Here is a 13070-nt window from a genome sequence, read left to right as displayed (position 1 = left end):
TCGTTCAGCTGTCACTGGATCGCGTCCGCAGGAGCCTGCGCTGGGCCACCGCGAGCGCGGTCACCAGCAGGGCGGACGACACGAGGCACACCGCCACCGCGACGAGCGGCTCCGCTCCCCCGAGCAGCCGCGGTGCGGCGGCCGCGACGACGGCGCCGAGGGCCGGCGGCGTGCGCGGCGGGTTCGCCGCCACGTACGCGACGAGCAGCACCGCCGAGGCGGCCTCGGCGAGGAACGCCGCGCGGTACCGCGCGGCGAACGACCACCCCGCGATGTAGCGGACGAACACGCTCTGCGCGTACCGCCGCGTGTACGCGCTCGACACCACGACCGCGGTGAGGAGCACGACGCCGGCCGCCGCCGCGATGTTCGCGAGGCCGAGCCGGAAGCTCCGGACGAGCTTCTGGTACTCCTCGGCCGCGGCGTCCGCGATCGGCGTGACCGAGAGGACGTAGTCGCGGATGCCCGCCGCGCGGCTCTCCTCCAGCACGTACGCCGGGTCGAGGAAGACGACGTCCCCCGTCGAGGTGTACGCGCCGTACCCGTCGGCGCTCACGACCTCCGAGGCCGGGTCCACGACGAGCACGACCGGCTCGTCCACGAGCGGTGACGCGCTCGGGTCCGCGGCGTTGCCGTAGTCGAACAGCGTGCTGCCCTCGGCGAGCGGCGCACCGCGCTCGACGGCGCACGTCGCACCGAAGTAGTCCGCCCACGAGCCGACGGCGGCCACGACGTCGTCCTGCTGGTCCGCCCGCAGCGTGGTGGGCAGGTGGATCGTGAGGCACGACCCCGGCGCCGGGACGAGCCGCGACCCGGTCGCGTCGCGGACGTCCTGCTCCTCCAGGTACGACGGGCTGACGAGGAGGACCGGCTGGTCCTCGGGCGCGACCGTCACCGTGCCGAACGCCGAGACGGGCTGCCGCGCGGCGAGCACCGCCTCGCGGTCGTCGAGCGCCCGCACGACGACCTCGCCGAGGCGCTGCGCGAACTCGCCCGCGCGGGCCTGGTCGTCGCCGCCGACGCCCACGGAGGTCGCGCCGCCCGCGCTCTGCCAGGCGGAGCGGGCGGCCTGCTGACCCGCGATGAGCTGGCCCGCGTGCACGGCGGAGAAGATCGACGCGACGAGGATGACGAGGGCGCAGAACCGCACGCCGAACGCGGCGGGGACGACCCAGGCCCCCACGGACTCGCCCTTGATCGCGGCCGCGAGCGGGATGCGCTGCGCGGCGGCCGTCGAGACGGCGTGGGCGGTCACGGTGACGAGCAGCAGCCCGGCGAGGACGGCGCCGGCCAGGCCGAGGAACGTCGTCGCCTGCGCGAACCCGTTGTAGGCGCCGAGCACGATCGCGCACACGACGGCAGCACCACCCAGGTGGAGGGCGAGGCGTCGGCAGATCGGGGCGAGGTCGCGCCGCAGGATGCTGGAGAACGGCGCGCCCTGGAGGCGCTGGACCGCGTACGCCCGGGCGTTGAGGAGCGCGCCGCACCCCGCGAGGAGCACGACGGCGACCGCCGCGATGGCGTAGCCCGCCGGGATCGGCGTGCCCGCGAGGTAGCGGTGCCACGAGAGGATCGTCGGGTAGGAGTCGGCCGACGCCGTCACCCCGGCCTCCCGCAGCGCGGCGGCCAGCGCCTCGGCCTCCGCCGTGCCGCACGAGAGCCCGTAGGAGCCCACCGGGCTCGTGGCCCCGAGCTCGGCGCCGGGGTGCACCTGCGTGGTGACGCCGCGGCTGAAGTCGGCCACGCCGTGGTCGAGCCACCGCCCGCCCGGGTCGGCCGAGCCGTCACCGAGGACGGAGAGGTGCCGCGTCGAGACGTCGGTGAGGTCGAAGGTCACCTTGGCGACGGTGCAGTCGCGGGAGGTCGCGAAGGTCGCGATCGTGCCGTACGCCTCGGCGCTCGACGCGGTCGTGCCGAGGGAGTCGACGCGGAGCTGGGCGTCGAACCCGCGGACCGCGAACTCGCTGTACGCCTGCACCGTGAAGAAGGCGAGGAAGAGGCTGACGACCACCGCGAGGGCGTAGGCCAGGCTGAGGCTTCTGTTCGGCATGGAGGCTCCGCGCCGGACCGGGCAGGGGCGGCACGGCGCCGCCCCTGCCCTGCGTCCGTGCTACGCGCACTTGTGCCAGTAGGCGTGGTCCACGCGCATGGGCCAGTCCTTGGCGTGCACCTTCGCCCAGACCCCGGGCTTGATGTTGGTCACCCGGTAGAGCTTCCCGTTGTGCACGGACGCGCCGTGGCACTGGGTGTTGTGCAGGTAGTGCGAGTAGATCGCGCCCGCACTGGTCCCGTAGTTCCAGATCCCGCCGCCCACGAGCTGCGAGCCGGCGAACGCCGCCGCCGGTGTGAAGGCCAGGACCCCGGCGACCATCGCCGTCGTCAGTACTCGACCAAACCTCATATCTCCCCCTTCGGAAGTGATTGCTACGTAAAAGTAGCAATCCGGAGACGCGAGCACCAGGGGTTCGGTCGATCTGGGGAAGTTCCGTTGCCGGAACGCAGAGGGGCCGTCGAGGAAGGGCTACAGCCAGGTCGCGCTGACGCGCAGGAAGAGGTCGGTCGCCTCGGGCTCGCCCACGCTCACGCGCAGGCCCTCGCCCGCGAACGGGCGCACGATCGCGCCGGCAGCACGCGCCTCCTCGGCGCGCTGGGCCGTGCGCTCCCCCAGGTCGAACCACACGAAGTTCGCCTGCGACTCCGGCAGGGACCAGCCCTGGTCGCGCAGACCCTCGACGAGGCGGGTGCGGTCCGCCACGAGGTGCTCGACCCGCTGCAGGAGCTCGCCTCGCGCCCCGAGCGACGCGATCGCGGCCCGCTGCGCCACGTGCGAGACCCCGAACGGCGTGGAGACGGCACGGATGCCCGCCGCGAGGCGCGGACGCGCGACGGCGTACCCGACGCGCAGGCCCGCGAGCCCGTACGCCTTGGAGAACGTGCGCAGCAGCACGACGTTCGGGTGCTGCGCGTACACCGCGAGACCGTCGGGGGCCTCCGGGTCGCGCACGAACTCGAGGTACGCCTCGTCGAGCACCACGAGCACGTCCGACGGCACCGCCGCGAGGAACGTCTCGAGCTCGTCGCGGTGCACCGCCGGACCGGTCGGGTTGTTGGGCGTGCACACCATGACGACGCGCGTGCGCTCGGTGACCGCCGCGGCCATCGCGGGCAGGTCGAGGCGCCCGCGGTGCTCCCCCGTCCGGAGCGGGACCCGCACCGACGTGCCGCCCGCGACCGCGACCGCGATCGGGTACGCCTCGAACGAGCGCCACGGGTAGACGACCTCGTCGCCCGGCTCGACGACCGCCTGGAGCACGTGCGCGAGGACCGCGACCGACCCGTTGCCCACCACGACCTCGTCGGCCCCGACCCCGAGGTCCGCCGCGAGCGCCTCGGTGAGCTCGGTCGCGTACATGTCCGGGTAGCGGTTCGCGTCCGCCGCGGCGTCGGCGATCGCCGCCACGACCGAGGGCAGCGGCGGGTACGGGTTCTCGTTCGAGGAGAGCTTGAACGCCGCCGCACCCGGGGCGACGCGCGCCCCCGGGACGTAGGCCGGCAGGGCGGCGACGGCAGGACGCAGGGGGACGCGGGGTTCGTGGGCCACGGTCCTCGATCATGCCACTCGTGCACCGCGGTCCGTGGCGGACGACGGCGCGCCACGCGCGGCGCCCGTGCCGCACCACCGCCCGGATGGCAGGATGCCGGGTATGAGCTTCGTCGTCCGCGTCCTCATCACCGGTCTCGCGATCTGGCTCACGAGCCTGTTCATGGACGAGCACTTCCAGATCGTCGGCTCCGACACGGCCGGCGGGAAGGTCGTGATCGTCCTCGTCGTGGCGCTGCTCTACTCGCTGGTGAACGCGGTGATCAAGCCGATCGTGCAGGTCCTCTCGATCCCGCTCTACATCCTCACGCTGGGGCTGTTCTCGCTCGTGGTCAACGCGCTCATGCTCATGCTCACCGCGTGGATCACCGAGCAGACGGACTGGGGCATCCGCATCATCGGCGGGTTCTGGTGGGCGCTGCTCGCGGCCCTCATCATCGCCGTGATCAACTTCCTCGTCTCGGCCGTCGTGCCGAAGGCCCAGGACCGCTGACCCGAGCGCTCCACCGCGCGCGCCGCTGCCCGCCCTCCCGACCGGCCCGCCGGGGGACGGCACCGGGCCGTCACCGCGCATCGTCCTCGCCACCACCCGTCCCGGCGCCCCCGAGCGTGCCCGTGCCGCCGAGCGTGCCGGAGCCACCGGTCGTCCCGGACGGACCCGGCGTGCCGAGGGACGGGCCCGGCGCCGTCACGACGCCGTCCGGAGCCGGCCACGGGGGCCACGGCGGCCTCGGCACCGCGAGCTCACCGACGCAGAACGTCGTCTCGGGGTCCGGGACGAGACGCGCCTCGTAGACGAGCGGGTCCTCCGCCTCGCCGTCGAGCCAGTGCTCCACGTCGGCGAGGTGCTCCTCGAGGCCGCGGTCGCCCACCTCGACCGCGGCGTCGAGCACGTCCTGGTGGTAGCCGACGGAGTGCGGCACGTCGAGCGGCGGCCCGCCGCCGGGCGCGAAGACGGTACCCGTCACCGTCACGCGCTCGGGCGTCGCCGGGTTCGGCTTCCCGTCGAGGCCGGAGACCCCCTCCCCGCTGGTCTCGAGGTGCGTGGCGCGCACGCCGGGCGGGAGGCCGTGCCCCCCGACCGGTGACCCGGCCGTCACGACGTGGCGCACCTGGTAGGTCCCGACCGTCGCCGCCGCGATCGTGGCCGCGACCATGCCGCCCTGGCTGTGCCCGACGAGCACGACGTCGTCCCCAGGCGCGATCCCCGACTGGCCCATCGCGTCGAGCACCGCCCGCACGCTGTCCGCCCGCGCGCGCTGGGACTCGTCGTCGGACATGAGGTCGTAGTTGGACGTCATGTTCCACACCGTCCGGAGGTTGCCGGGCTGGGTGCCCGGGATCGCGACGACCCACGTCGGCGTCCCGTCGTCCTTGACGATGCGCTGGACGCTCAGCACCGAGTCCGTGCTCCCGAGCGCCGCCACGGCGCCGAGGGCGGACCGCGTGTCCGTGGGGGTCGGCAGGTCGTAGGGCGCCGCGTCGACCCGCCGCACCTCCGGGTCGGGCAGGAACCGGTCGCGCAGCGGCTGGACGGACGCCCGCAGCACCGCCGCCGCGTTCCCGACCGTCGGCACGGCGTACCAGGGGCGGTCCGGGTCGAGCATGCCGATCGTGCGACCCAGCGCGCGGACGGTCGCGGGGTGCAGCGCCTCGCCCGTCGTGACGAGCCGACCGAGAGCGGGCCCTCCGTGCAGCAGCGACTGCGCGAGCCCGGCGAGGCCTTGCGCGACGATCATCCCGAGCCCGGCGGCGCCCGCCCCCGCCAGCCCGTAGTGCCGTCCCGCGACAACCAGCGCGGTGTCGGACCACCCGGCGGCAGCCGCGGCGTCCGCGTCGTCGTACACCCGGACCGCCTGGTGCAGCCGCCCGGCGAGCCCGCGCAACCGCTGCTCCTCCTGCCCGGTGAGCAGAGCCGCCGCGTCGAGGCCGTCGAGGAGGGCCGCACGCGCGGCCCGGACCTCCGCCGACCAGAACGGCGTCGTCGTCAGGTTCGCGCCCGCGGCCGCCCCGAGCGGCTCGGCCGGGACGAGCCGCCCGGCGTACGCCGTCGGCGTGGCCGTCGTGACCTCCACCGCGTGCCGCGCGTCCCGCAGCGCCCCTGCCGCTCCCGCCAGGAGGTCCGCACGGGCCGCGAGCACCGCGGCCTGCGCGACGACCCCCGCCGTCTCGACGACCGTCGGCTCCGTCCCGCCACGGATCACGACGGACGGGCCGGGCGGCGACCCGCTCACGAGCCGCCTCCCGCGGCGAGCCCCGCGGCCAGCCCCGCCCGCATGCTCGCGACGTCGGCCTCCGCGAGCACGGTGAGCGCGTCCAGCCGCACGAGGCACGTCCCGAGCGTCTCGTCGAGCCGGAGCAGGGCTGCCCGCACCTCCGCCGTCGCGTCGTCGTACGCGTGCCGCGCCTGCCCGGCCCACGGGAGGTCGGGGGTCTCGAGGGCGGCGCCGGCGCGCGCGGCGTCGTGGGTCGCGGTGAGGACCTGGTCGCGGGCGCGCGTGATCCCGAAGGGTGCGGCGAGGCACGGCGGTGGTGGCGGGGTCGGCATGGCGGCGACCGTACGGAGCCCCGTCGGCCGACGGCGCGGCAGGTCGCCAGGCTGTGGACCGAACCCTCGCGCCCGGACGCTGGGGACGGCCACGGGCCGCGCGACGGCTCCGTTGCCCGGACTGCGGGCGGCACCGACCGCCGTCGGGCACGCGTGGGAGAATCAGGGGCGTGCCCGAGAACCCTGCCGCAGCCGCCCCTGCCCGCGTGAGCCTCGCCGAGGTGACCCCGCCGATCGCGCTCGGTCCGCTCGACGGCCGCTACCGCGCCGCGGTCGCCCCGCTCGTCGACCACCTCAGCGAGGCCGCGCTCAACCGCGAGCGCATCCACGTCGAGGTCGAGTGGCTCATCACGCTGTGCAACGGCGTCCAGGCGGTCGACGAGAACGCGGTCCGCCCGGTCGTGCCCGGCGCGCCCCAGCTCTCCGACGCCGAGGTCGCCTACCTGCGCCGCATCCCCGCGACGTTCGGTGGCGACGAGATCGCCGAGCTCGCCGCGATCGAGCGCGAGACGGTGCACGACGTCAAGGCGGTCGAGTACTTCGTCAAGCGCCGCCTCGCCGCGGCGCCCGACACGCTGGGCCCCGACACGGTGCTGCCGGGCGTCGGGGAGCTCGTGCACTTCGCGTGCACGAGCGAGGACGTCAACAACCTGTCCTACGCGCTCATGGTGCGCGGCGCCGTCGAGCACGTGTGGCTGCCCGCCGCGACGGCGCTCGCCGACCAGCTCGCGGACATGGCGCGCGAGCACGCCGACGTGCCGATGCTCTCCCGCACGCACGGCCAGCCCGCGACGCCGACGACGCTCGGCAAGGAGCTCGCCGTCCTCGCGCACCGGCTGCGCCGCCAGCTCCGCCGCGTGGGTGCGGCCGAGTACCTGGGCAAGCTCAACGGCGCGACGGGCACGTACGGCGCGCACACCGTCGCCGTCCCGGGCGTGGACTGGCCGTCGGTCTCGAAGCACTTCGTCGAGGGCCTCGGTCTCACCTGGAACCCGCTGACGACGCAGATCGAGTCGCACGACTGGCAGGCCGAGCTGTACGCGGACGTCGCGCGGTTCAACCGGATCCTCCACAACCTCGCGACCGACGTGTGGACGTACATCTCGCTCGGGTTCTTCACGCAGATCCCCGTGCCGGGCGCGACCGGGTCGTCGACCATGCCGCACAAGGTCAACCCGATCCGGTTCGAGAACGCCGAGGCGAACCTCGAGATCTCGTCCGCGCTGCTCGACACGCTCGGCGCGACGCTCGTGACGTCGCGCCTCCAGCGCGACCTCACGGACTCGACGACGCAGCGCAACGTCGGCCCCGCGTTCGGCCACTCGCTCCTCGCGATCGACAACGTGCGCCGCGGCCTGAAGGCCCTCGCCGCGAACGCCGACCTCATGGCGGCGGACCTCGACGAGAACTGGGAGGTGCTCGGTGAGCCCATCCAGTCGGCCATGCGCGCGGCGTCGGTCGCGGGCGTCCCCGGCATGGAGAACCCGTACGAGCGCCTCAAGGACCTCACGCGCGGCCAGCGCGTCGACGCGGCGCGGCTCCGCGAGTTCGTCGCGGGCCTCGGCCTGCCCGACGACGTCGCGCAGCGCCTCGCGGACCTCACCCCCGCGACGTACACGGGCCTCGCCTCCCGCCTGGTCGAGGACTACCTGGACTGACCGGCCGGCGTCGAGAAGCGGGGCAGCTGTCGTCGTCCGACGGATGACGACAGCAGCCCCGTTCTCGTCCGCACGCACCGTCGTGCTCGACGGCGCCCGGGTCAGACGGCGGTCGGCGCGCCCGGGCGGGAGCCGCCCCGGCTCCGCACCCCTCCCGCGGCGGCGAGCTGGGCGCGGTGCGCCGCGCGCACCTCGGCGAGCTCGTCGAGGCGGTTGACGACCCAGGTCAGGACGAGCGTCGCGGCGGCCGCGAGCGCGAGCAGGCCGAGCACGTTGCCGAGGTCCGCGGTCTGGACGTTCACGGTCCCCGACCAGATGTAGGCCGAGCGGCTCAGCACGCCTGCGAGGGCGAGACCGCCGAGCACCGGGACGGCCGGCCGCGTCCGGCGCCACAGCAGCGCGACGCCGAGGAGCAGGACGACCGGCGCAGCCAGCACGGGAGGCGTCCACGGGCTCAGCGCGACCCCCGACCACCACGGCGCCCCGAAGCTCGCCGCGTCGGCAGCGGTCGCCGCGGCGAACCCGCCGAGGGCGAGAGCCATCGCCCCGAGGGTCGCCGCCCGGAGCGTCCACGGCTCAGGCCCGACCCGGCACGCCCGACGCGCGGCGAGCACGCCCGCGTAGACGGACACCGCCGCGACCCACGGCGCGTCGAGGTACGCCGCATAGCTGCTCCCCGCGCCGAGCGAGACCGCGAGCCCGCCCACCCCGGCGACGGCGGCGAGCACCGCAGCAGCGAGGCCGACGCGCTGCGCCCCGGCGAGCGTGAGGGCCACCGCCGCGAGCCAGAGGGTCCACATCGACGCCGTCGGGACGGTCGTCAGGAGCGGTGCGTGCCCGCTCGGGCCGAGCACGGCCCCGACGATCGCCGCGGCGAACGCGAGGACGCGCGCGGCCATGACCACGAGCACGGCGGGCAGGACCACGAGCAGGAGCCCCGTCGCCGCGCGCCGCTGCCGCGGGGACGAACCCAGCGGCGCGAGCAACCACTCGCGCGCGGCGGCGCGCAGCAGGTCCCACCGCTCGGCCCGCGTCGGCCGCGACTGCCCGGGCCGCGCGCCGTCGACCAGGTGCCCGAGCATCTCGGCCTCGTGCGCCCGCCGGTAGGTGTACGGGAACAGGCGCAGCAGCCGCCGGTAGTCCCGCACGAGGACCGGCGTCACCGGCAGGAGCGAGTCCGCGGGCGATGCCGCCACCCCGGTCACGCGGCAGCCGCCGTGCCGTCGGCCGCCGCCGCCAGGAACGCGCGGTGCGCGGCGCGGGCGGCGGCGAGCTCGTCGAGGCGGTTGACGACCCAGCGGGTCGCGAGGGTCAGCGCTACCGACAGCCCGACCACGCCCAGCACGTTGCCGAGGTTCACGACCGTCGTGTCGAGCGCGCCGGACCAGAAGAGGTCCGACCGGCTCAGGGTCATGGCGAGGAGCGCGCCACCGAGGACGGGAGCGGCCTGCCGGACCGGGCGGACGAGCACGAGCAGCGCCACGACACCCAGGCAGCCCAGGCCGATGGCCTGTTGGGAAGGGCTCACCGACACGGACACCCAGACGTGCTCCTGCGAGACCGCCGAGGCACCGCCCCGTGCCGAGAGCGCGAGGGTGGCCGCCGTCATCCAGAACGCCACCGCTCCCGCTCGCGCGCCGAAGACGGGCGCCTCCTGCCGTGCCCGCGCGACGAAGGTCAGGAGGAAGGCCAGGAGGACGACGACCCAGCCGACCGCCTGGAACGCGACGAACGCCCGTCCCGCGGAGACGAGAGCCCCGACGGCCACGACTCCCGCCGTCGCGGCGAGCGCGGCGAGCACGAGCGCCGTCCGCCGTGCTCCCACGGCGACGGCGACGAGCGCGGAGAGCCACGCCAGCCAGGCCGGCGCGAGGGGCGCCGCGACCAGTGCCGCCACGGTCGCCAGCAGCACCGGGGAGGAGAGCGACCCGAGCGCCTCTCGCGCCGAGTCGTCCGTCACCGCCTGGACGGCGCGCACGAGGTCGTACGCCGCGGGGGCCGCGAGCACGGCGGTCAGCACGACGAGCACGACCACCGAGGCCGAGGCGCGCTGGCGCTCCGTCGGGCCCAGCGGCGCGAGCAGCCACTCGCGCGCGGCGGCGCGCAGCAGGTCCCACCGCTCGGCCCGCGTCGGCCGCGACTGCCCGGGCCGCGCGCCGTCGACCAGGTGCCCGAGCATCTCGGCCTCGTGCGCCCGCCGGTAGGTGTACGGGAACAGGCGCAGCAGCCGCCGGTAGTCCCGCACGAGGACCGGCGCCACGAGCACCGGGCCGGCGGCATCCGTGTCGCGGTAGCCGTCGTGGCCGCTCATGCCGGCACCGCCCCGCCGTCGACGACTCCCCCGTCGAGCCTGCGCGCGGGGCGGGGCGCAGTGCGGTCGCCCGCCGGGGCGGCCGTGCGGCGTCGGGCACCGAGACGCTCGAGCGCGCGGCGTGCCTGGGCCTCGGCGCGCTCGGCCTCGGCGGCGAGGCGCGACCCGCCCTCGCTGGTGAGCCGGTAGTACCGGCGCAGCCGCGAGTCGACGACCTCCTCGTGGTCGACCTCGACGAGCCCGGCGGCGACGAGCCGGTCGATCGCGCCGTAGAGCGTGCCGGCGCGCAGGGTCACGCGCCCGTCGGAGCTGGACTCGACGTCCTGCGCGATGCCGTACCCGTGCAGCGGCCCGGCGGCGAGCGCGGACAGCACGAGGAACGCGGGTTCCTGGAGCGGTTTCGATGCCATGGCGGCGACCATACTCTCGCCGCGAAGGTATGTGCAGGACCCGCACCGCACGGCGCGTCGCGGCCCGCCGGGCACAGGCCGGGAGGGTCCACCACGGTCGAGAACCTCGACCTCGGCGCCTCTGGCGTCCCGCACCGCGCCGGACCCGGGAGCGCCGACGACCCCACGCCCGGCGCCGCCGCCGGGAGCGCGTGGCGCAAACCTTCACAGGCACGATGTTCTGTGAAACTATCTGCCACATACTCGACGACCCGGAGGATCAGCAATGACGCTCGACGGCTCCCCCACGTCCCCCGCCTCGGCCCCGGCCTGCGTCGGACGACGACAGTTCCTCACCCTCGCCACGGCGGGCGTCGCGGCGAGCACGCTCACCGTGACGGTCGGCTCGCTCACCCCGGCCGCCGCGCTCACCACGCCCGGCTCGACCCACGCCGCACCGACCGCGGCCCCGGCGCCCCGCAAGCGCGAGCTGCGCGCGATGTGGATCTCGAGCGTCGTGAACATCGACTGGCCGTCGGCGTCCGGGCTCTCGGCGGAGCAGCAGAAGGCCGAGCTCCTCGGCTGGCTCGACGTCGCACGCGACTTCCGCCTCAACGCCGTGTTCGTCCAGGTCCGCCCGACGGCCGACGCGTTCTGGCCCAGCCCCTACGAGCCGTGGTCGCAGTACCTCACGGGCGTGCAGGGCCAGCACCCCGGCTACGACCCCCTCGGGTTCGTCGTCGAGGAGTGCCACCGGCGCAACCTGGAGATCCACGCCTGGTACAACCCGTACCGCGTGTCGATGCAGGCCGACCCGGCGCGGCTCGTCCCCGAGCACCCCGCGCGGCAGCACCCGGAGTGGGTGTGGGCCTACGGGGGCAAGCTCTACTTCGACCCGGGCCTGCCCGCGGCGCAGGAGCACATCAAGAACGCGATCCTGCACAGCGTCGAGAACTACGACATCGACGGCGTGCACTTCGACGACTACTTCTACCCCTACGCCGTCGCGGGCGAGACGATCCCGGACGCCGCGACCTTCGCGACCCACGGCGCGGGCTTCGACCGGGTCGAGGACTGGCGGCGCCACAACGTCGACACGTTCGTGCAGTCCATCTCGCAGCGCATCAAGCAGGCGAAGCCGTGGGTCAAGTTCGGCATCAGCCCGTTCGGCATCTGGCGCAACGCCTCGACGGACCCGCGCGGCTCGCAGACGGGCGGCTCGCAGTCGTACGACATGCAGTTCGCCGACACGCGCAAGTGGGTCCTCGAGGGCTGGCTCGACTACATCAACCCGCAGATCTACTGGCAGCTGGGGCTCGCCGTCGCGGACTACGCGAAGCTCGTCCCGTGGTGGGCCGACGTCGCCGCGCAGTCCGGCACGCACCTGTACATCGGCGAGGCCCTGTACAAGGTGACGTCGGGCGTCTTCACCGACCCGGCGGAGCTGTCGAACCACCTGACGTTCTGCCAGGAGCAGGAGCACCCGGTGCACGGCAACGTCTACTTCTCGGCCAAGCACGTCCCGGCCGACCCGCAGGGCTCGATGACGCGCGTGCGCGACGACCACTACCGGTACCCGGCGCTCGTCCCGGCCATGCCGCACCTCCCGGGCACGAAGGTCCGCACGCCCGTGCTCGCGTGGGCCGGCTGGCGCGACGACGGCGTCCGCGTGCACTGGACCGACGCCGGCGGCCGCCGGTTCGCGGCGACGTCGTTCGCGATCTACCGTGCCGACGGGTGGGTGCAGCACGTGGACACCGAGAACCCCGCGAATCTCGTCGCGACGCAGCGCGCCGAGGGCCGGGTGGTCCAGGACTTCCTCGACCCGACCGCCGTGCGCGGCCGCCGGTACACATACGCCGTGACCGCGCTGGACCGCGTCTGGAACGAGTCCGCACCGAGCAGGGTCCGCTGGTCGGTGTGACGATCGTCGTGCCGGGCCTCGGCCCGGCACGATCGCCCTTCGCCGGAACTGGGGCCGCGCGAGGGGCAGGCCCGACGGCGCGTGGTTCGCTGGGTGCGCCACGCGCCGTCGGGGTTCCTCGGCCGCCCCGCCGTGGGTGCCGGGTGGCACAGTGGGACGCGTGAGCACGCCCGACCTGCGCCCCGCCGACCCCTCGACCGCCGGAGCGTCGGCCCCGCCGTCCGACCTCCCGCCCCTGCGCACCGTCGGGTGGGTGAACGTCCGTGACGGACGCCTGCTCGCGGTGCGGACGACCGGGAAGGACCGCTTCTTCATGCCGGGCGGCAAGGTGGAGCCCGGCGAGACGGACACCGAGGCGCTGGTGCGCGAGATCCACGAGGAGCTCGGCGTGCGCCTGGACCCGGGGACGGTCCGGCCCGCGTTCGTCGCCGAGGCCCCGGGGCACGGGCTGGGCGGGCGCGTCGCGCGGATGCACTGCCTGTACGCCGAGCCGCTGCCCGGGTCCCCCGAGCCGGCGCCGAACGCCGAGATCGCCGAGCTCGCGTGGCTCACGCCGGCGGACGCGGACCGCGTCCCGCCCGCCGGCCGCATCGTCCTCGAACGCCTCGCGGACGTCCTCTCGGCCTGACCGCGCGCCCC

Annotated in this window: 12 protein-coding genes; 4 read left to right on the top strand and 8 right to left on the bottom strand. The window is 75.1% G+C overall.

Annotated features, from left to right (window positions below):
• Nucleotides 1–4: 4 nt before the first annotated feature.
• The 3 genes from HKK73_RS01665 to hisC all read right to left on the bottom strand — a co-directional run bounded on the left by HKK73_RS01665 (nucleotide 5) and on the right by hisC (nucleotide 3601).
• Complete coding sequence (locus tag HKK73_RS01665; protein WP_171467294.1) at nucleotides 5–2050, bottom strand: hypothetical protein; 2046 nt, start codon at nucleotides 2048–2050, stop codon at nucleotides 5–7.
• Nucleotides 2051–2110: 60 nt separating this feature from the next.
• The gene (locus HKK73_RS01660) at nucleotides 2111–2401 is read right to left on the bottom strand and encodes a lactococcin 972 family bacteriocin (protein ID WP_021483224.1); all 291 of its coding nucleotides are present in this window, start codon (nucleotides 2399–2401) and stop codon (nucleotides 2111–2113) included.
• Between the two features lie 120 nt (nucleotides 2402–2521).
• Nucleotides 2522–3601 carry a histidinol-phosphate transaminase gene (gene hisC / locus HKK73_RS01655; RefSeq protein WP_085386760.1) on the bottom strand — a complete coding sequence of 360 codons (1080 nt, stop codon included), beginning with the start codon at nucleotides 3599–3601 and terminating at the stop codon, nucleotides 2522–2524.
• Nucleotides 3602–3704: 103 nt separating this feature from the next.
• Between hisC and HKK73_RS01650 the strand changes: the two genes are divergently transcribed.
• Nucleotides 3705–4094: a phage holin family protein gene (locus HKK73_RS01650; RefSeq protein ID WP_021483630.1), complete on the top strand. Its 390-nt coding sequence runs from the start codon at nucleotides 3705–3707 to the stop codon at nucleotides 4092–4094.
• A gap of 70 nt (nucleotides 4095–4164) precedes the next feature.
• Here HKK73_RS01650 and HKK73_RS01645 read toward each other — a convergent pair whose 3' ends face one another.
• Together HKK73_RS01645 and HKK73_RS01640 are read right to left on the bottom strand one after the other, a co-directional pair.
• On the bottom strand, nucleotides 4165–5835 hold the full coding sequence (locus HKK73_RS01645; RefSeq protein ID WP_171467293.1) for a lipase family protein: 1671 nt from the start codon (nucleotides 5833–5835) through the stop codon (nucleotides 4165–4167).
• Complete coding sequence (locus HKK73_RS01640; RefSeq protein WP_171467292.1) at nucleotides 5832–6149, bottom strand: hypothetical protein; 318 nt, start codon at nucleotides 6147–6149, stop codon at nucleotides 5832–5834. Before HKK73_RS01640 ends, HKK73_RS01645 begins: the two co-directional genes overlap by 4 nt.
• Nucleotides 6150–6319: 170 nt before the next feature.
• On the opposite strand from HKK73_RS01640, the gene purB reads away from it, so the two are divergent.
• Nucleotides 6320–7807, top strand: coding sequence for an adenylosuccinate lyase (gene purB, locus HKK73_RS01635; RefSeq protein WP_043656595.1), 1488 nt, complete (start codon nucleotides 6320–6322; stop codon nucleotides 7805–7807).
• 101 nt (nucleotides 7808–7908) lie between these two features.
• On the opposite strand, the gene HKK73_RS01630 is transcribed toward purB, so the two are convergent.
• The 3 genes from HKK73_RS01630 to HKK73_RS01620 are packed head-to-tail and all read right to left on the bottom strand — an operon-like array spanning nucleotide 7909 to nucleotide 10528.
• Nucleotides 7909–9003: a hypothetical protein gene (locus HKK73_RS01630; RefSeq protein ID WP_171467291.1), complete on the bottom strand. Its 1095-nt coding sequence runs from the start codon at nucleotides 9001–9003 to the stop codon at nucleotides 7909–7911.
• A 5-nt stretch (nucleotides 9004–9008) separates the two neighbouring features.
• Nucleotides 9009–10118 carry a hypothetical protein gene (locus HKK73_RS01625; RefSeq protein ID WP_171467290.1) on the bottom strand — a complete coding sequence of 370 codons (1110 nt, stop codon included), beginning with the start codon at nucleotides 10116–10118 and terminating at the stop codon, nucleotides 9009–9011.
• Nucleotides 10115–10528, bottom strand: a complete 414-nt coding sequence (locus HKK73_RS01620) for a PadR family transcriptional regulator (protein ID WP_144721078.1) — start codon at nucleotides 10526–10528, stop codon at nucleotides 10115–10117. The genes HKK73_RS01625 and HKK73_RS01620 overlap by 4 nt, the downstream gene beginning before the upstream one ends.
• 265 nt (nucleotides 10529–10793) lie before the next feature.
• On the opposite strand from HKK73_RS01620, the gene HKK73_RS01615 reads away from it, so the two are divergent.
• Nucleotides 10794–12431, top strand: a complete 1638-nt coding sequence (locus HKK73_RS01615) for a glycoside hydrolase family 10 protein (protein WP_171467289.1) — start codon at nucleotides 10794–10796, stop codon at nucleotides 12429–12431.
• Between the two features lie 160 nt (nucleotides 12432–12591).
• Nucleotides 12592–13059 carry an NUDIX domain-containing protein gene (locus HKK73_RS01610; RefSeq protein WP_216608034.1) on the top strand — a complete coding sequence of 156 codons (468 nt, stop codon included), beginning with the start codon at nucleotides 12592–12594 and terminating at the stop codon, nucleotides 13057–13059.
• Nucleotides 13060–13070 lie beyond the last annotated feature (11 nt).

The sequence above is a fragment of the Cellulosimicrobium sp. 72-3 genome, from assembly GCF_013127315.1.
GTDB lineage: Bacteria > Actinomycetota > Actinomycetes > Actinomycetales > Cellulomonadaceae > Cellulosimicrobium > Cellulosimicrobium funkei.
The sequence above is the reverse complement of the archived record's forward strand: the minus strand, read 5'-3'. Positions and strand labels throughout refer to the sequence as shown.

Excerpts from the sequence above, each read along its gene's own strand:
- HKK73_RS01660 (WP_021483224.1), bottom strand. The coding sequence starts at position 2,401 with ATGAGGTTTGGTCGAGTACTGACGACGGCGATGGTCGCCGGGGTCCTG.
- HKK73_RS01650 (WP_021483630.1), top strand. The coding sequence starts at position 3,705 with ATGAGCTTCGTCGTCCGCGTCCTCATCACCGGTCTCGCGATCTGGCTC.
- HKK73_RS01620 (WP_144721078.1), bottom strand. The coding sequence starts at position 10,528 with ATGGCATCGAAACCGCTCCAGGAACCCGCGTTCCTCGTGCTGTCCGCG.
- HKK73_RS01625 (WP_171467290.1), bottom strand. The coding sequence starts at position 10,118 with ATGAGCGGCCACGACGGCTACCGCGACACGGATGCCGCCGGCCCGGTG.
- HKK73_RS01665 (WP_171467294.1), bottom strand. The coding sequence starts at position 2,050 with ATGCCGAACAGAAGCCTCAGCCTGGCCTACGCCCTCGCGGTGGTCGTC.
- HKK73_RS01640 (WP_171467292.1), bottom strand. The coding sequence starts at position 6,149 with ATGCCGACCCCGCCACCACCGCCGTGCCTCGCCGCACCCTTCGGGATC.
- HKK73_RS01615 (WP_171467289.1), top strand. The coding sequence starts at position 10,794 with ATGACGCTCGACGGCTCCCCCACGTCCCCCGCCTCGGCCCCGGCCTGC.